A 16,306-nucleotide genomic window follows, 5' to 3' on the forward strand; every position below is an offset into this window, starting at 1 on the left:
GTTCTCAAAACCCGGGAGGCAGCCCGTCTTCTGCGCTCTCCGCCTCAGCATCCCGCTCTCGGTGGAAGCGCCATTGGGACGGGCCCATCACGACCACGATCGTCAGCGGAAACAGCAGAAAGACAGGGAGGAGCGACGAAAGGATCGCCTGCCCACGACCCTCGCCGGTTTCCGCGAAATCAATCCAATGTCCCACTGCGCCGATCGTGGCGGGAATCCCGACAGCGAGGATGATGCCAACGACTGCGACGAGCCACGCCAGCCATCGCCACCGATTCTTGGGCGGCGGGCCCGTGAGCGCGTATCCGAACAGCGAAGCGGCCATGGTGCTCAGTCCAGAAGAAGTGCGGGCTCTTCGAGAATCGAGGCGACGTCGGCGATGAACCGCGACATCCCGTCTCCGTCAATCACACGGTGATCGAACGACCCGGCGACGGTGGTCACCCAGCGCGGCCGCACCTCGCCGTCCACGACCCACGGCTTCTGCCGGATCGTCCCGAGCGCCACGATGCCCGACTCACCGGGATTGATGATCGGGGTTCCGGCATCCATCCCGAACACACCGATGTTGGTGATCGTGATCGTGCCGCCCTGCTGGTCAGCCGGAGTCGTCTTGCCCTCGCGCGCGGTCAGCGTGAGCTTCTCGAGCGCCCGGGCGAGTTCACGCATCGACAGATCCTGCGCGTCTTTGATGTTCGGCACAAGCAGTCCGCGCGGAGTCGCCGCGGCGATGCCGAGGTTGACATACCGACGCACGCGAATCTCGGCGCCGTTATCGCCATCGACCCACGCGGCATTGATCATTGGGGTGCGGCGCGATGCCCACACAACCGCACGCGCCATGATCAGCAGCGGCGAGATCTTGACGTCGGCGAAGTCCGCCGACGCCTTCAGGCGCTTGACGAGTTCCATCGTGCGACTGGCGTCGACGTCGGTCCACACGGACACGTGCGGTGCCGTGTACGCCGACTGCACCATCGCCGACGAGGTGGCCTTTCGCACACCCTTGACGGCGATCGTCTCTTCACGGTCAGATGCCGCCGGCACCGCCGCCGCGGGCTTGGCCGCGGGCGCGATCGGAATCGTCTCTTCACGCACGGCACCCCACTCGGGGGTTTCGATGTTGCGGAACACCGATGCCTGCGACGCGTGGCTCACGACGTCTTCACGCGTGACTTCGCCGGCGGCGCCGCTCGGGGTCACCGTCGCGAGATCGACTCCGAGGTCGCGCGCAAGCTTGCGGATCGGCGGCTTCGCCACGACCCCCACGGATGCCTCGACCCGCTCTTTCGCCGTCGCCACAACCGGCCGCCGCCGGGACTGCACGTGCCCGCCGGTGCCGTAGCCCACAAGCACGGCCCCACCCTCGGGCTCGGCGGCCTCGGCCGGAGCCCCGTGCTCGCTCTGACCGATGGTCGTCGCGGGGGCCGCAGCATCCGCAATCGTGATGATCGGCGACCCGACCTCGACGGTCGCGCCCTCTTCGGCCAGCAGATCGTGGACCGTTCCCGCGAACGGGGAAGGGAGCTCTACCAGCGACTTCGCGGTCTCGATCTCGACGAGCACGTCGTTGACGGCAACGGTGTCGCCGGGGGCGACCCGCCACTGAACGATCTCGGCCTCGGTGAGGCCTTCCCCGACATCGGGGAGGACGAACGTCTGCGTGCTCATTTGAGTCTCCCTGTCAGTAGGCGAGGGCGCGGTCTACGGCCTCGAGAATGCGGTCGGCGTCGGGCAGGTAGTTGCCCTCCAGCTTGGCCGGGGGGAACGGGGTGTCGAAGCCCGACACCCGCAGCACCGGAGCTTCGAGGGCGTAGAACGCGCGCTCCATGACTGTTGCAGCAACCTCGGACCCGAGGCTCGTGAAGCCCGGCGCCTCCTGGCAGTAGACCATCCGGCCGGTGCGACGCACAGAATCGAGGATCGGACCGTAGTCGACGGGCGACAGCGAGCGCAGGTCGACGACCTCGCACGAAGTGCCCTCGGACTCGGCCAGCGCCGCCGCCTGCAGCATCGTGGTCACCATCGCGCCGTGACCGACGAGGGTCACATCGGTGCCCCGACGCACAACCCGTGACGCGTGCAGCGGCAGTGCGCGGGCGGATGCATCGACCTCGCCCTTCTGCCAGTACTTCGCCTTCGGCTCGAGGAAGATGACGGGGTCGTTCGAGGTGATCGCGTCCTGGATCATCCAGTACGCGTCGTTCGGCGTCGAGGGCGACACCACGCGCAAGCCCGGGGTGTGCGTGAAGTACGCCTCAGGGCTCTCCTGGTGGTGCTCGACCGCGCCGATGTGACCGCCATAGGGAATGCGGATCACGACTGGCATCTGCAGCGCACCCTCGTGGCGGTAGGTGATCTTCGCGAGCTGAGAGGTGATCTGGTCGAACGCGGGGAAGACGAACCCGTCGAACTGGATCTCGCACACCGGGCGAAACCCCGCCATCGCGAGGCCGATCGCCGTGCCGACGATGCCCGATTCGGCGAGAGGCGTGTCGAGCACGCGGCGTTCGCCGAATTCTGCCTGCAGACCCTCTGTGACACGGAAGACTCCGCCGAGACGCCCGATGTCTTCGCCCATCAGCAGTACGCGGTCGTTGCCCGCGAGCGCTGCGCGCAGCCCGGCGTTGAGCGCCTTGCTGATCGGCATCGACGAGATCTGGCTGGTCCCAGTGACAGCGGTCATGATGCCCCCTCCTCGAACGATGCGTCGTACGCGGCGAACCACGCGCGCTGCTCATCGACGAGCGGATGGGGGTCGGTGTAGACGTTCGAGAACATCAACTCGGTCGGAATTCCTCCGAGCTCATTCGTGCGCACGCGCACGTCGTCGGCGACCGCGGCTGACTCGGCCTCAACCTCAGCGAAGAACGCGTCGGATGCCCCGCGCGAACGCAGATAAACGTGCATGCGCTCAATCGGATCGCGCAGCGCCCACGACTCTTCCTCGGCCGAGGTGCGGTATTTCGTCGGGTCGTCGCTCGTCGTGTGCGCGCCCATCCGGTAGGTCAGCGCCTCGATCGCGCGCGGTCCGCCGCCGGTCCGAGCCTCGTCGAGCGCGACGCGGGTGACGGCGTAGCTGGCGAGCACATCGTTTCCGTCGAGCTGAATGCTCGGCATCCCGTAGCCCTCACCGCGCCGCACGAGCGGAGCGCGCGACTGCGTGGCAACCGGCACCGAGATCGCCCACTGGTTGTTTTGCAGGAAGAAGACCTCGGGCGTCTGGTAGCTCGCAGCGAACACCATGGCCTCGTGCACATCACCCTGGCTGGACGCGCCGTCGCCGTAGTAGACCATCACCGCTTCGTCGCGCTCCACGTCACCGGTGCCGCACCGACCATCGAAGACGAGCCCCATGCCGTACCCGGTCGCGTGCAGGGTCTGCGACCCGAGCACGAGGGTGTAGATGTGCGTGTTGCCGTTCTTCGGGTCGACGGGGTTCCACCCGCCGTGGGTGAGTCCACGCATGACTCGCAGGATGTCGACCGGGTCGACTCCACGTATGCGCGTGACGGAATGTTCACGGTAGGACGGAAAGATGTGGTCCTGAGCGCGGGCTGCGCGGGCCGAACCGACCTGCGCGGCTTCTTGTCCCAGGCTCGGCGGCCAGAGGGCCAGCTGACCCTGTCGCTGGAGGTTCGTCGCCTGGCGGTCGAAGGCCCGAATCACCGCCATGTCGCGGTAAAGGCCTTCGAGCTCTGGCTCACTGAGGCCATCGATCAGCGCGAGATAGGGCTCTGCCGCGGGGGTGGGCGCGAACGATCCGTCCGCAGCGAGCACGCGCACAAGGCCCGGCTCTTCGGGCAGAGCCAGTGGGGTCACAGGGGCCGAGACGTCAGGCTGGGTCACTTTTCTACGCTAGCCCGCGCGCCGAGTGGCCCTCTGGGAGAGATTTCACAACGGATGCTGCGATCCCTAGGACCTTCTCGACAGACGCGTCTTCGCCCACCGAGATGCGAATCCCGTCCCCGGCGAAGGGTCGGACGATGAGCCCGGCCTCTTCGAACGCCGCCGCGGCAGTCAGGGATTCCTCTCCCGTGGGCAGCCAGATGAAGTTTCCCTGTGCCTGCGGCACATCCCACCCGGCCTCGCGCAACCCGGCGGCAAGCCGGTCGCGGCGCTCGGCGATGACCGACACGCGCTCGAGAAGTTCGTCCTGCACGGTCAGGCTCGCGAGCGCGGCCTCTTCGCCCTGAAGGGTGACCGACAGAGGTATCGCGGCGCTGCGCGCAGCATCCAGAATCCGAGGGTGTCCGACGGCGTAGCCGACTCGCAGGCCGGCGAGTCCGAAGGCCTTCGAGAACGTGCGGAGAACGACCACGTTGGAACGCCCCGAGTTGCCGAGGACGTACATTCCGTCCACGGCATCAGGGTCGGTGACGAACTCGGCGTACGCCTCATCGAGGATCACGAGCACATCGGCAGGCACGGTATCGACGAACGTATCGAACTCGGCCTGCGTGACGATCGGGCCGGTCGGGTTGTTCGGGCTGCACACGATGATCGCGCGGGTGCGGTCGGTCACCGCCGCCGCCATCGCGGGCAGGTCATGCCGCGAGCCGGCAGTCAGCGGGACCTGGACTGCCGTAGCCCCGGCGACGATCGCGAGCCACGGATAGGCCTCGAACGAGCGCCAGGCGAAGATGACCTCGTCGCCGGGCCCTGCGGCGGCCTGCACGAGCTGGGCGAGGATCGATACGCTTCCGGCGCCGACGTGGATCGAGTCGGTGTCGACGCCGAACCGCTCGGCGAGGGCTGCGCGCAGGCGGGCGGCCGACGCATCCGGATACCGATTCAACGACGTCGCCGCCTGCACCGCCTCGAGCACACCCGGCAGCGGATCGAACGGGTTCTCATTGCTCGAGAGCTTGTACGCCTCGGCCCCGGCCTGCTTGCCCTGCTTGTACGGCGGGAGCGCGGCGATGGCGGGCCGGACGCGGATCGGGATGTCTGAGCTCACGACCCGAGTCTAGAAGGCGTGGGCGGGAGCACCGAAGGGATCCAGCCGCAGACACGCCTCTTCGCCGCGAGCTCAAGGCCGCGGCGCTGTTCTCGTCGGTCGCGCAGAATTGTGGGCTCTTCGACGGCAACAGACGACTTTCGCTGTACATCACATTCACGTTCTTGCGACTCAACGACCGCCGCATGACACTCACCAACGATGAGGCGTTCGACCTTGTGCTCGAAGTTGCGCAGAGCAAGGTTGATCTGTCGACGATTGCGGATCGCCCCCGCGAGGGCTCGTCACCCGAATAGCGCGCGTGGCAGACTGGCCGCACTATGCGATTCCTTATCCGTGTCGTCATCAACGCCTTCGCCATCTGGGTTGTCACCCTCATCACTGCGTTGCAGGTGACCGTCATCCCGTTCCCCCCGGGCGAAACGCTCCAGCTCGTGCTGACTCTGCTGCTCGTGGCCGCGATCTTCGCCGTCGTCAATACGGTCATCGGCACCGTGCTGAAAGTGCTCGCCTTCCCGCTGTACATCCTGACGCTCGGCCTGATCGGCCTGATCATCAACGCGTTCCTGCTGTGGCTCACCGCGTGGATCACGAGCTTCTGGAGCTGGGGACTGCGCGTCGAGGACTTCTGGCTCGGCGTGGTGGCGGCGATCATCATTTCGCTGATCAACTGGCTGTTCGGCATCATCCTGCGTCCGCAGAAGGACTGACGGGCGTCCACCGACCTACCGGGACGGCCGATCCGCGCATCGCGGAGTATTCGGTGACGGTGACGGATGCTGCGCCGCCGAGTTCATCGAGCAGGTCGTGCACGCCCCGCATGCGCGGGTCGGTCGAGGCATCCATCATCTTCGCCGTCTCGACGTACTCGGTCAGATGGTGCGCGTCGAAGGTGATGCCGAGCGAGTCGGATGCATCGCGCCCAACGAGCAGACTGCCCGGAGCGCCAACCGTCTGGGCGTGACCACCGGCGGCGAGCACCGAGACGGGGTCATCGGTGTGCCGGAGCGAGATGCTGAGCGTCGCGTCGTCGAGGTCGGCTTCGACGGGGGACCCGATACTCAACAGGGTCTTCGTGTCGAACTCACTGTCCAGAGCGAGGTGTGCGGCGATCATCGCACCCTGCGAGTGCCCGACCGCGTGCACCGTGTCGCCGGGCTGCGCACCCGCCGCACGGAGCGCCTCGAGCGTCGCGTCGAACGACGCGGAGCGGTTGCCACTGTAGAGCTGCAGGTTCGAGATGTGGTCGAACGGATCACGCAATTTCGGTGGCTGCGTGCCTGCCACGTAAACGACGTACTGTTTCGTGCCGCCGGGCATTGCGTAGGTTTCGACTCGTACGCGCGCGTCTGATCCTCCGGGCACACGCGCCACCATCGCCGCGAGAGAGACGGGCGCTACCGCAGGGCCGGTCTTCAGAGGAGCAACCGTGACCTGCGAGGGGGATCCGGCGAGCTTTGTGCCGCGGGGAACCGGTCCGTTGCCGATTGAGCGGACTCCGAGCATGAGTGCGGCGAGCGCCGCAGTTCCGCCTGCGCCGATGCCGACGAGACTGGGCGGACCGAGCAGACCCCCGAGACCGCCGGTGGCATCTCGGAGCAGACCGTTCGCCCAGTCGTTGCCGTGCGCAAGACTGAGGTCACGGAGGAGAGTCTCGAGCCCCGGATACATCGCCTCCAGCGCAACCTGGCGCGCGAGGATCTGCCGCACGGCGTCGGTATCGCCCGCCGCCTGAGCGATGACGAGCTGTGCGTCGAGCTCGGCGCTCTCGTACAGCGCCGCTGTCGTCCGTAGCCCACTGGCCGAGTCGCGCGACCGATTGGCCGCTTCGCGTACCTGCGCGCACAGATGATCGGCGTGACGTGCAGCGGCAGGGGTCAGCCAGGACAGTGCCGAGAGGTCGGCGGCAGCATCCGTCGCCATGCGAACCGTGTCGTCGAGTTCGCGCGCCATGATGTCGAACCCGTCGGCGGCTTGGCGCAGCGACTCGGTGTCGACGGCGATGGCGCCCCCCGAACGGATGTCGAGATCGCCACTCACGCGGCACCCCGCCAGAGGAGCGACTCGAGCTCACTCCGGGCCCACCCCACGTGATCGCGCGCGTTGTCAGCGACGCCCCAGAGGCGCACCACATCGTCACGCCAGAGCTCGATGTGCGCGAAGAAGGCACGAGCCGAAGGCGTCCGCCAGTCGACCTCCTCACACAGCAGCGCTGCGCGCCCGCGCGCATTCACGAGCCGCCACTGCACTTCGGCGAGCTGTCGGGAAGCGTCATCGAGCAGGGTGCGAGCGGTGTGCGGGTCGATCGGGAGGCTCGGGGGAAGGTCGTTCACCGCTCCACTCTCGCCGGACAGTGTCGTCCCATGCCCGCAGCCGCCGCACTCGTGCACAACGGGCACCTTCAGCCCGCTGTGCAGGAGCGGTCGATCCACGCCTCCAGAAAGCGAAAGTGTCGCGATCTGCCTGGGCACGCCACAATGGAGCCCATGACCGCGAGCGCCGCTGACCCGTTTCGGGTCGTGTTCGTCTGCACGGGCAACATCTGTCGGTCACCGATGGCCGAGTCGGTCTTTCGAGAGTGTGCGGATGCCGCGGGCCTCGGTGTCCGCGTCGGTTCGTCGAGCGCCGGCACCGGCGATTGGCACGTGGGTGAGCAGGCTGATCAGCGCACGATCGACGCTCTGCACCGCCGCGGGTACGAAGGAACCCTGCATCGTGCGCGGCAATTCACCCAAGAGGACTTCGCCGGCAACGACCTCGTCATCGCGATGGACCGCAGCCACGAGCGCATCCTGCGCGGTTGGGCGCGAGATGACTCAGACGCCGACAAGATCGCCCTGCTGCTCTCGTTCGACCCCTCGGCGACGACCCTCGACGTGCCCGACCCGTATTACGCAGGCACAGGCATGTTCGACGAGGTGCTCGCGATGATCGAGATCGCGACGAAAGGACTGTTCCGGCAGCTCGAACCCGCGATCCGCCCGGTGCCTTCAAAACTGAGCTAGCACCGAGCGGAGCGCCAATCCCTGTGGTGCTGGGGCCCGACCCGCACCGCCACGGACGCGCGGTCGAACTTGTAGATGAGCGCGTGGGTGAATTCGTCGGCGCCCGGCACTCCGGTTTCGAGCGATATCCGCTCGATATCATGGAGCGTGACTTCTCTTCCTCCCCAGCCGCTCAGCCCTCTCGACGGTCGTTACCGCGCCGCGGTCACCGAGCTCGCCGACTATCTCTCCGAGGCAGGCCTCAACCGGGCTCGGGTCGAGGTCGAGGTCGAGTGGCTGATCGCCCTCACCGATCGGTCGCTGTTCGGCAGCTCGCCGCTGTCGGCGGGCGACAAGGCGCGCCTCCGCGAGCTGTACGAGAACTTCGGGCAGCCGGAGATCGACTGGCTCGCCGAGAAGGAAGCGGTCACCCGCCACGACGTCAAGGCCATCGAGTACCTCGTGCGCGATCGCCTCGCCACGCTCGGTCTCGACGGTATCGCGGAGCTCACGCACTTCGCGTGCACGAGCGAAGACATCAACTCGGCGTCCTATGCCCTCACGGTCCAGCGCGCCGTCCAGCGGGTGTGGCTACCGAAGTTGCACGCGGTCATCGAGGCGCTGTCGACACTGGCCGTCGAGCATCGGGATGCTGCGATGCTCGCCCGCACGCACGGTCAGCCGGCGACCCCCACAACGATGGGCAAAGAGCTCGCGGTGTTCGCCTGGCGCCTTCAGCGCGTGGCGGACCAGATCGAGGGCGGCGACTACCTCGCGAAGTTCTCGGGAGCGACCGGCACCTGGTCGGCACACCTCTCGGCCGAGCCGGATGTCGACTGGCCCGCGCTCTCGCGCGAATTCATCGAAGGCCTGGGCATCGGCTTCAACGTGCTCACCACCCAAATCGAGTCGCACGACTGGCAGGTCGAGCTCTACGATCGGGCTCGGCATGCCGGAGGCATCCTGCACAATCTTGCGACCGACGTATGGACCTACATCTCTGTCGGCTACTTCTCGCAGATTCCGGTCGCGGGCGCGACCGGTTCGTCGACGATGCCGCACAAGATCAACCCGATCCGGTTCGAGAACGCCGAAGCGAACCTGGAGATCGCCGGCGGACTGTTCTCGACCCTCGCGTCGACGCTCGTGACCAGCCGTCTGCAGCGCGACCTCACCGACTCGACCACTCAGCGCAATATCGGCGTCGCCTTCGGTCACTCGCTGCTCGCGCTCGACAACCTCCAGCGCGGGCTCCGCGAAATCGCGCTGGCCCAGCCGGCGCTCGACGCCGACCTCGATGCGAATTGGGAGGTGCTTGCAGAGGCGATCCAGACGGTGGTGCGCGCCGAAATCGCGGCCGGGCGCTCGCAGATCACAGACCCCTACGCCCTGCTCAAAGACCTCACCCGCGGTCGCCGCGTCGGTGGACCCGAACTCGCCGAGTTCGTCCGCGGCCTCGATATCGGCGACGCCGCGAAAGAGCGCCTGCTCGCTCTGACGCCGGCCTGCTACGTCGGGCTCGCCTCTGCTCTGGTCGACGAACTGCTGGTCGAAGAGCTCTAGGACCTAGAGCTTCGGGTCGCCGGGGGCCGAAGCATCTGCCGCCCGCTCTTCGTCTTTCGCGATGAGGACCGGGCGATCGACGGTCTTCGTGACCTGAACCGGATCGATCACGAGCAGCATGAGGGCGACACCGACGAGGACGACGATGAAGGTGATGCCCGCGACGACGGCCGCTACGACGAGTGCGCGCTCGGACTGACCCTCGAAGCGCTGCTGGAAGAAGCCCATCGAGATCAGGGTGACGACGCCGGCGAACACGGCCGCGCCGAAAGCGAGACCGAGCAGCTGCACGGGCTTCATGAGGTCGCGGCGGGTGGTGGGCTCGGTCACGCGTGGTCCTTCAGATTCTGCGAGGCCGGAGCCTCGGTCGTGACGGGCAGCGGCGCGCGCGGCGAGAATCCGGCGATCGCGAGGTAGACCCCGAGGATGGCCGCGTAGCCGCCGAAGATGCCGACGGCGATGATGATGCCCGTCAGGGTGAACGTCTCGTTCACGTCGGTGATGGTGTACTGCAGGGCGTAGCTCGCGCGCACGAACAGCAGCGCGACTCCCACGACGATGGTCAGAATGCCGACGACCAGCGCGTCACGTGCCTCGTTGCGCGGGGCATCCGTGGTCTGGGGGCCCCCGGCCCAGGGCGCAACGTCGCCGTCCTTCGCCGCGCGCACTCCGCGGAGCCCGCGCCAGCCGGCGATCGCCTCGATCACCCCGCTGACCAACGCCCACGAGATCACGATCACGAGGAACCCCGTCGTCGTGCGCAACGGTCCGAGGCCGCCCGCCATACCTGCGGCGAGCGTCACGATACCGAGAAGCACCGACGGCCAGCGCGCGCCGGCGGGGTAGACCAGCCACACCGCGAGCAAATGCACGAGCCCGGTCGCAATTGCGAAGCCGCTGAACACCGCGAGCCCGACCGGGGCGGAGTGATCGGCGGAGAACGTGATCATCACCGTCGCGACGATCGCGAACGCTGCGCGCGCGAGTTGCACGTGGCGCACCTCGAAGGTGCGCGGTGCGGCGGCGGGGGTGTCGGTCACGAAAAGTCCTGTGCAAAGCTACGGAAATCGGGTGGGATGCTTCCATTCTAGGTTGTGACCTGCCGGGGGCAGCCCGGCGTCAGAACACGAGCGGTGTTAGCGTGCGAGGGTGACCGCTGAACCCGTTGTCGTGCGCGAGATCCACGTGTCGGCAGCCGTGATCGCCGACGCTGAGGGGCGACTCTTGCTCGTGCGCAAAGCCGGAACCACCGCTTTCATGCAGCCCGGGGGCAAGCCCGAACCGGGCGAGACACCTGCCGATACGCTGGCCCGCGAGCTGGACGAAGAGATCGGTGTGCAGGTGGCCACGAGCGAGCTCCGCCACCTCGGCAGCTACCGCGCGAGCGCGGCGAACGAACCAGGCTTCGTCGTCGTCGCCGAGGTGTTCGAAGTCGACCTCGGGGCGCAGCATCCATCCATCGCCGCCGAAATCGACGAACTTCGTTGGATCACCCGCGCCGATGCCGACGATCTCGAGGTCGCGCCGCTCGCGCGGACGTACTTTCTGCCGGAGCGATGACTCTGGACGGTTGAGTGTCCAAGACACGCGGATGCTGCGGTGAGCCCGTCCGCGTGTCTTGGACACTCAACATGGGGGGCGTGCTCGCACGGACTTACCAGGAGCTCTTGCGGTAATCCTTGAGGAAGACGCCGTACAGGTCTTCGCCGGCCTCGCCGCGCACGATCGGGTCGTACACGCGCGCGGCGCCGTCGACGAGGTCGAGCGGGGCGTGGAAGCCCTCTTCGGCCAGACGCACCTTCGTGAAGTGCGGGCGCTCGTCGGTGATCCAGCCGGTGTCGACGGCGGTCATCAGGATGCCGTCGGTCTCGAACATTTCGCGCGCACTCGTGCGGGTGAGCATGTTGAGCGCGGCTTTGGCCATGTTGGTGTGCGGATGCCCCGGTCCCTTGTACCCGCGACCGAAGACACCCTCCATTGCCGACACGTTCACGACGTAGGTGCGACGGGCGGAGGACGCCGCCATCGACGGCCGCAGCCGCGAGACGAGGAGGAAGGGCGCCGTCATATTCGCGAGCTGCACTTCGAGCATCTCGAGCGGCTCGACCTGGTCAACGGACTGGGTCCAGCTGTTGATGTGATGCTCGTCGGGCACGAGCCCGCCGGCGTCGATCGCGGTGCCCGCGGCGAGGCGCTCGAGCGACGACGAACCCGCGGCCATGGCCTCGGCCGTCAGCTCGTCCGCACTGAGCTTTTCAGAAGCAGGCGCCGCGGCGGCGAGAATCGGATGCGCCGACACCGACTTCGCGAGGGCGAGCGGGTGGGCGTCGTTCGTGTGGCCGAAGGTCAGCAGCTCGGGCAGCGGTCCGTGCGGCAGGGGAGCGAGCTCGGCATCCACGAGGGGCTTGTACGCACCCGCCGAGCGGCGCACGGTTTGCGCGGCGTTGTTGATGAGGATATCGAGGGGTCCGTCCGCGGCGACCGCGTCGGCGAGCCCGATCACCTGGGCGGGGTCGCGCAGGTCGATGCCGACGATCTTCAGGCGGTGGATCCAGTCGGCCGAGTCCTCGATCGCGGTGAACCGGCGCACCGCATCACGCGGAAAGCGCGTCGTGATCGTCGTGTGCGCGCCGTCGCGCAGCAGGCGAAGAGCGATGTACATGCCGATCTTCGCCCGACCACCGGTGAGCAGCGCGCGCTTGCCGGTGAGGTCGGTGCGCGCATCCCGCTTCTCGTGGCTCATCGCCGCGCAGTCGGGGCACAGCTGGTGATAGAAGGCGTCGACGAGCGTGTACTGCTCTTTGCAGATGTAGCAGGCGCGCGACTTGATGAGTTCGCCCGCGGTCGGCGTCTTCGTGCGAGTGGCGAGGGGGATGCCTCGGGTCTCATCGTCGATGCGGTCCGGGGCTCCGGTCGCGGTGGCGGCGACGACCGCGCGATCAGCCTCGGCGATGGCATCGCGCTTCTGCCGGCGGGACTGCCGCTTGACGTCTTTGTACATCTTGCCGGTGGCGTGACGCAGCGCGATGTAGACCGGGTCATCGCGGTCGAGATCGACCGTGGCGTCGATCACGCGCAGGGTGATGGCAAGTTCTGCGGGGTCGATCGGGTGCGCGGCGAGGTCAGGATTCTCGGAGGGCACAGGAGATTCTATCGAGGACACCCTGTGCGACAGCCCCGCGCGCTCAGTCGGTGCCGTGGGTGTGCATGCGCGCACCTTCGGCGTTGAAGATGCTGATGATCTGCGCCGGGCGGCCGCCCGCGGCCGAGATCGCGTGGGGGATGCGGGTGTCGAACTCCGCAGCCTCACCCTTGCCGAGCACGAGGTCTTGTTCGCCGAGCCTCAGCCGCAGCCGCCCCGAAAGCACGTAGAGCCATTCGAACCCGTCGTGCGTGCGCAGTTCTTTCGGTTCGACACCGCCCGGATAGGTGATCTTGTAGGTGGCGACCGCGGCGTCCTCGGGCGCGAGCGGGGCGATGACGAGCCCGTCGCGCCGGATGACCGGGCGCCGCACGCGCGGGTCGCGTTGCTCGTCCGGAAGCAGGTCGTCGACACGGATGCCGAGCTGCCGAGTCAGCGGCAGGAGCAGCTCGAGGCTCGCCTGTCGCTTGCCCGACTCGAGGCGCGAGAGCGTACTCGCCGACATTCCCGCCTTCTCGGCGAGGTCGTCGAGGGTCCAGCCCTTGGCTTTGCGGACGGCGCGCAAGCGGGGCCCGACTTGCTCGAGTTCCTTCATCACACACCTTGCCGTTTCTGCAAGCTCGCTTGCAGATTCAGCCTATCCCGGGAATCCTCGAAGAATGACACACACTGCCTGGGACGCGATCATCGTCGGCGGAGGGCCTGCTGGCCTCAGCGCCGCACTCATGCTGGGTCGCTCGCGCCGCCGTGTGCTCGTGATCGACGCCGGCGAGCCGCGCAACCGGTTCGCGAGCCACATGCACGGGGTGCTCGGCCACGACGGAACGCCTCCCGGTGAACTGCTCGCGCGGGGACGGGCTGAGGCATCCGTCTACGGCGTCGAGTTCGTGGACGCACACGTGACTTCGGTCACGACCACCGCTGACTCCGTCGAGGTGACGACCGCATCGGCAACGCACAACGCCCGGGCGCTGATCGTCGCGACCGGAATCACCGACGACCTGCCGCCGGTTCCTGGGCTCGCCGAGCGCTGGGGCGAGACCGTGCTGCACTGCCCGTACTGCCACGGGTGGGAGGTGCGCGATCAGCGGATCGGCGTGCTGCTCACCTCGCCGATGGGCCTTCATCAGGCCGAGCTCGCCCGGCAGTTGAGTGCACAGGTCACGGTGTTCACGTCCGGAATCGCGGGAGTGGATGCTGCGGCCCGCGCCCGTCTCGCCGCTCGCGGCGTGATCGTCATCGACGAGCCGGTGGTCGAAGTGACGGGCGAGAGCTCGGCGATCTCGGAGGTGCGGGTCGGTGCTGGTCTCGGCGCGGATGGTCGAGGCATTCCGATCGATGCGCTCTTCATTGCCGGCACTCCGCGCCCGCACGACGGGTTCTTGTCCCAGCTCGGGCTCACGCGCATCGATGGCCCGATGGGTGAGCTGATCGAAGTCGACCCACTTGGCCGGACCAGCGACCCGCGCGTGTGGGCCGTCGGCAATGTCGTGGCGCCGTTCGCCAACGTTCCGGTGTCGATGGGCAACGGATCGATGACCGGAGCCGCGGTGAACGCGACCCTCACGGCCGAAGACTTCGACCGCGCCGTTGCGGCAGGTGAGGCCGCGGACGCCACGGAGTTCTGGGAGGGCCACTACGGTCGCAGCGAGCGCGTGTGGTCGGGCCAGCCGAACGCGATGCTCGTCAGCCTCATCGCCGAGCTCGATCCTGAGCGCGGCCGCGCGATCGACCTCGGATGCGGCGAGGGTGGCGACGCAATCTGGCTCGCCGAGCAGGGCTTCGAAGTGCTCGGTATCGACATCTCGGCCACTGCAACGACTCGGGCCGAGCGCGCTGCGCGCGAGCGCGGTCTCGGTGAGGAGCGGGTGCGGTTCGAGGCATCCGACCTCACACGTGCGACTTTTCCGGGGCACGCGCAGCTCGTCACGGCGAACTTCTTCCAGGCGCCGATGTCGTTCGCACGTTCGGCGATCCTGCGCCGTGCGGCGAACGCACTCGCCCCCGGCGGATACCTCCTGCTCGTCTCCCACGCCTCGCCGCCGTCATGGTCCGATGGCGAGCACTCGAACCACGGCGGTTTTATCACCCCGCCTGACGAGATGGCAGGGCTCGAACTGGACCCGACCAAGTGGGAGGTCGTGGTCGCCGAGCTCCGCACCCGCACGATCACTGACCCCAACGGTGAATTTGCCACGATCGACGACAGCGTCGTGGCGGTCCGTCGGCGGTGATTCGCCTGCAGCAACTGGCCTACCGATCACCACAGATCGGCCCTTGCACCACCGAGGCGTACCTAGGCTCGAGTCCAGATGGTTCCCGCTCGAAAGGACTGCCATGAAGGCCATGCTGAACGACACGGTGCTCGCCGAGGCACCCGAGTCCGACCTGATTCGCATCGAGGGCAATTGGTACTTCCCGCCCGCATCCGTCTCCGCGAGCGTGCTCGTCTCGAGCCCCACGGCGTACACCTGCTCCTGGAAGGGTGAGTGCAGCTACTACACGGTGACCACCGATGGGAATGAGCTCGCCGACCGCGCCTGGGCGTACCTCACCCCGACGCCGAGCGCCATCGAGCGCGTCGGCAGCGACTTCTCGGGTTACGTTGCGTTCTGGAAAGAAGTCCGCGTCAGCGATTGACGCCGCGCGTCCATTGTTCAGCGGTGAGCGCGTAGTCGACATCGCCGTGCTCGGCGCCGTCAATCGGCTCGTCCCACTCTTCGTGGAACGTGCGCTCCCACGTCAGGCCCGCCTTCTCCATCACCCGGCGTGAACCGACGTTGACAGTCATGGTGGTGGCGACAACCCGAGCCACCCCGACACTGTCGAACGCGTGGCGCACCAGCATCCGTGCCCCCTCCGTGGCGATGCCACGACCCCAGAACTCCGGCAGCAGGCGGTAGCCGAGTTCAACCACGTCCGGGTCAGTCGAACGCGGACGCAACCCGAACCACCCGATGAAGGCGCCGGCGGGATCCACGCCGATCCAGTACCCCCGTCCAGGGCCGTAGTCGCGCGTGAGCGTGACGAAATCGCGCGAGCGCACCACATCGGCCGGCACCGGTCGGCCGTCGTCGATCATCCGCATCACCTCCGCGTTGCCGTGGAGAGCAGTGATGTGGGCGAGGTCTTCGGATGCCGGGCGGCGAAGGCGTAGTCGCTCACCGATGAGATCGTCCATTGGTCGAGGTTCAGGCCGGACGGCCCTCGAGGATCACCTTGACGCGAGTAAGGCCCGTGGCCAGGTTGCTGCGCACGGCCTCAGAGATCATCGGTTCGACGAACTTCATCAACCCCGTAGGGCTCGCCTCGATCGTCGCGCGGACGACGGTCGAAGCATCCGTCCCGGTGAGCTCGAAGTGCAGGGTCGTCTCCATGGGCCCCGAGGTGCTCGTCACCGTCATGCCCGTCGGCGGTTCATGCTGGAGCACTCGCCAATCGAACTCGACTTCGCGTCCGACAGCCTTCATGCGGGTGTGAATCGTGCTGCCGACATCGATCGGCTCGGGCGAGGTCAGCTCTTCCGAGATGACCGACGAGTCCCACTGTGGCCGGTTGCGCGCATCGCCAACGAAGTCGAAGACCTCCGCGATGGGACGGTCGACGGAGACAACCTCGGTGACGGTGAACATCGGGCTCCTCACGGCAGGTCGGGCG

General features: G+C 67.4%; 19 protein-coding genes. 6 read left to right on the top strand and 13 right to left on the bottom strand.

All coding sequences use genetic code 11. From position 1 onward, the window contains the following. Positions 1-4: 4 nt before the first annotated feature. Genes LG299_RS10835 through LG299_RS10855 form a run of 5 tightly spaced genes read right to left on the bottom strand, consistent with a single transcriptional unit; the run spans position 5 to position 4,960 of the window. Positions 5-325, bottom strand: a complete 321-nt coding sequence (locus LG299_RS10835) for a hypothetical protein (RefSeq protein ID WP_404430076.1) — start codon at positions 323-325, stop codon at positions 5-7. A gap of 5 nt (positions 326-330) precedes the next feature. Beyond that, complete coding sequence (locus LG299_RS10840) at positions 331-1,671, bottom strand: dihydrolipoamide acetyltransferase family protein (protein WP_404430078.1); 1,341 nt, start codon at positions 1,669-1,671, stop codon at positions 331-333. A gap of 13 nt (positions 1,672-1,684) precedes the next feature. Next, a complete protein-coding gene (locus tag LG299_RS10845; protein WP_404430080.1) occupies positions 1,685-2,686 on the bottom strand; it encodes an alpha-ketoacid dehydrogenase subunit beta in 1,002 nt (333 codons plus the stop codon). Next, a complete protein-coding gene (locus tag LG299_RS10850; RefSeq protein WP_404430082.1) occupies positions 2,683-3,849 on the bottom strand; it encodes a thiamine pyrophosphate-dependent enzyme in 1,167 nt (388 codons plus the stop codon). Before LG299_RS10850 ends, LG299_RS10845 begins: the two co-directional genes overlap by 4 nt. 4 nt (positions 3,850-3,853) lie before the next feature. Beyond that, positions 3,854-4,960, bottom strand: a complete 1,107-nt coding sequence (locus tag LG299_RS10855) for a histidinol-phosphate transaminase (protein ID WP_404430084.1) — start codon at positions 4,958-4,960, stop codon at positions 3,854-3,856. 320 nt (positions 4,961-5,280) lie between these two features. On the opposite strand from LG299_RS10855, the gene LG299_RS10860 reads away from it, so the two are divergent. Continuing rightward, a complete protein-coding gene (locus LG299_RS10860) occupies positions 5,281-5,670 on the top strand; it encodes a phage holin family protein (RefSeq protein WP_404430086.1) in 390 nt (129 codons plus the stop codon). On the opposite strand, the gene LG299_RS10865 is transcribed toward LG299_RS10860, so the two are convergent. Together LG299_RS10865 and LG299_RS10870 are read right to left on the bottom strand one after the other, a co-directional pair. Further along, positions 5,645-7,000 carry a hypothetical protein gene (locus LG299_RS10865; RefSeq protein WP_404430088.1) on the bottom strand — a complete coding sequence of 452 codons (1,356 nt, stop codon included), beginning with the start codon at positions 6,998-7,000 and terminating at the stop codon, positions 5,645-5,647. The genes LG299_RS10860 and LG299_RS10865 overlap by 26 nt on opposite strands. Continuing rightward, a complete protein-coding gene (locus LG299_RS10870; protein WP_404430090.1) occupies positions 6,997-7,293 on the bottom strand; it encodes a hypothetical protein in 297 nt (98 codons plus the stop codon). The genes LG299_RS10865 and LG299_RS10870 overlap by 4 nt, the downstream gene beginning before the upstream one ends. A gap of 153 nt (positions 7,294-7,446) precedes the next feature. Between LG299_RS10870 and LG299_RS10875 the strand changes: the two genes are divergently transcribed. Together LG299_RS10875 and purB are read left to right on the top strand one after the other, a co-directional pair. Continuing rightward, positions 7,447-7,965, top strand: a complete 519-nt coding sequence (locus LG299_RS10875) for a low molecular weight protein-tyrosine-phosphatase (protein WP_404430092.1) — start codon at positions 7,447-7,449, stop codon at positions 7,963-7,965. Between the two features lie 147 nt (positions 7,966-8,112). Continuing rightward, positions 8,113-9,507 carry an adenylosuccinate lyase gene (gene purB, locus LG299_RS10880; RefSeq protein ID WP_404430094.1) on the top strand — a complete coding sequence of 465 codons (1,395 nt, stop codon included), beginning with the start codon at positions 8,113-8,115 and terminating at the stop codon, positions 9,505-9,507. A 3-nt stretch (positions 9,508-9,510) separates the two neighbouring features. On the opposite strand, the gene LG299_RS10885 is transcribed toward purB, so the two are convergent. Both LG299_RS10885 and LG299_RS10890 read right to left on the bottom strand, forming a co-directional pair. Next, on the bottom strand, positions 9,511-9,837 hold the full coding sequence (locus tag LG299_RS10885) for an amino acid transporter (protein WP_404430096.1): 327 nt from the start codon (positions 9,835-9,837) through the stop codon (positions 9,511-9,513). Then, a complete protein-coding gene (locus LG299_RS10890; protein WP_404430098.1) occupies positions 9,834-10,547 on the bottom strand; it encodes an acyl-CoA synthetase in 714 nt (237 codons plus the stop codon). Before LG299_RS10890 ends, LG299_RS10885 begins: the two co-directional genes overlap by 4 nt. A 109-nt stretch (positions 10,548-10,656) precedes the next feature. Between LG299_RS10890 and LG299_RS10895 the strand changes: the two genes are divergently transcribed. Continuing rightward, a complete protein-coding gene (locus tag LG299_RS10895; RefSeq protein WP_404430100.1) occupies positions 10,657-11,067 on the top strand; it encodes an NUDIX domain-containing protein in 411 nt (136 codons plus the stop codon). 94 nt (positions 11,068-11,161) lie between these two features. Here the strand turns inward: LG299_RS10895 and LG299_RS10900 are convergent, their stop codons facing one another. Together LG299_RS10900 and LG299_RS10905 are read right to left on the bottom strand one after the other, a co-directional pair. Further along, positions 11,162-12,649, bottom strand: coding sequence for an SDR family NAD(P)-dependent oxidoreductase (locus tag LG299_RS10900; RefSeq protein ID WP_404430102.1), 1,488 nt, complete (start codon positions 12,647-12,649; stop codon positions 11,162-11,164). 43 nt (positions 12,650-12,692) lie between these two features. Further along, positions 12,693-13,244, bottom strand: coding sequence for a helix-turn-helix domain-containing protein (locus tag LG299_RS10905; RefSeq protein WP_404430104.1), 552 nt, complete (start codon positions 13,242-13,244; stop codon positions 12,693-12,695). 64 nt (positions 13,245-13,308) lie between these two features. Between LG299_RS10905 and LG299_RS10910 the strand changes: the two genes are divergently transcribed. After that, on the top strand, positions 13,309-14,883 hold the full coding sequence (locus LG299_RS10910) for an FAD-dependent oxidoreductase (protein ID WP_404430106.1): 1,575 nt from the start codon (positions 13,309-13,311) through the stop codon (positions 14,881-14,883). A gap of 103 nt (positions 14,884-14,986) precedes the next feature. Then, positions 14,987-15,289, top strand: coding sequence for a DUF427 domain-containing protein (locus LG299_RS10915; protein ID WP_404430108.1), 303 nt, complete (start codon positions 14,987-14,989; stop codon positions 15,287-15,289). Here LG299_RS10915 and LG299_RS10920 read toward each other — a convergent pair. Both LG299_RS10920 and LG299_RS10925 read right to left on the bottom strand, forming a co-directional pair. After that, the gene (locus tag LG299_RS10920) at positions 15,279-15,830 is read right to left on the bottom strand and encodes a GNAT family N-acetyltransferase (RefSeq protein ID WP_404430110.1); all 552 of its coding nucleotides are present in this window, start codon (positions 15,828-15,830) and stop codon (positions 15,279-15,281) included. The two genes, LG299_RS10915 and LG299_RS10920, sit on opposite strands and share 11 nt — an antisense overlap. A 10-nt stretch (positions 15,831-15,840) precedes the next feature. Continuing rightward, positions 15,841-16,281, bottom strand: coding sequence for an SRPBCC family protein (locus tag LG299_RS10925; RefSeq protein WP_404430112.1), 441 nt, complete (start codon positions 16,279-16,281; stop codon positions 15,841-15,843). Positions 16,282-16,306 lie beyond the last annotated feature (25 nt).

Source organism: Microbacterium lacus (assembly GCF_044794305.1).
GTDB classification, from domain to species: domain Bacteria; phylum Actinomycetota; class Actinomycetes; order Actinomycetales; family Microbacteriaceae; genus Microbacterium; species Microbacterium lacus_B.